Below are 274 nucleotides of genomic sequence, written 5' to 3'. Positions count from 1 at the left end.
GACATCACGGCCACTGTCGAGACGGACCGAAAGCACTGCGTCGCCACGTTTGTCGCCGGTGGAAACGACCGTGCCGAGCATGCCGTTCTTCACATGTTGCGGGCCGAGACGAGTTGCGCGCGGTTCAACGAAGCGGGCATTCTCCAGGAAGATGATGCGGTCGCCGGCAGCAAATTCCCGCGCGCCGCGCTCGGTCCGGAAAGCGCGGTTCTCACCAAGTGCGCCCTCTCCCACCATCACCGATCGCAGCGCCTCGTTCAGACGCTTGACGTCC

General features: G+C 64.2%; 1 protein-coding gene. It reads right to left on the bottom strand.

Going from position 1 to position 274, the window contains the following annotated elements; genetic code table 11:
* Window positions 1-274, bottom strand: a 274-nt coding sequence (locus MOV76_RS40425; protein WP_247266644.1) for a hypothetical protein, incomplete at both ends; no start/stop codon positions are given.

The organism is Rhizobium sp. PRIMUS64 (assembly GCF_023006465.1).
Taxonomy (GTDB): domain Bacteria; phylum Pseudomonadota; class Alphaproteobacteria; order Rhizobiales; family Rhizobiaceae; genus Rhizobium; species Rhizobium leguminosarum.
The sequence above is the reverse complement of the archived record's forward strand: the minus strand, read 5'-3'. Positions and strand labels throughout refer to the sequence as shown.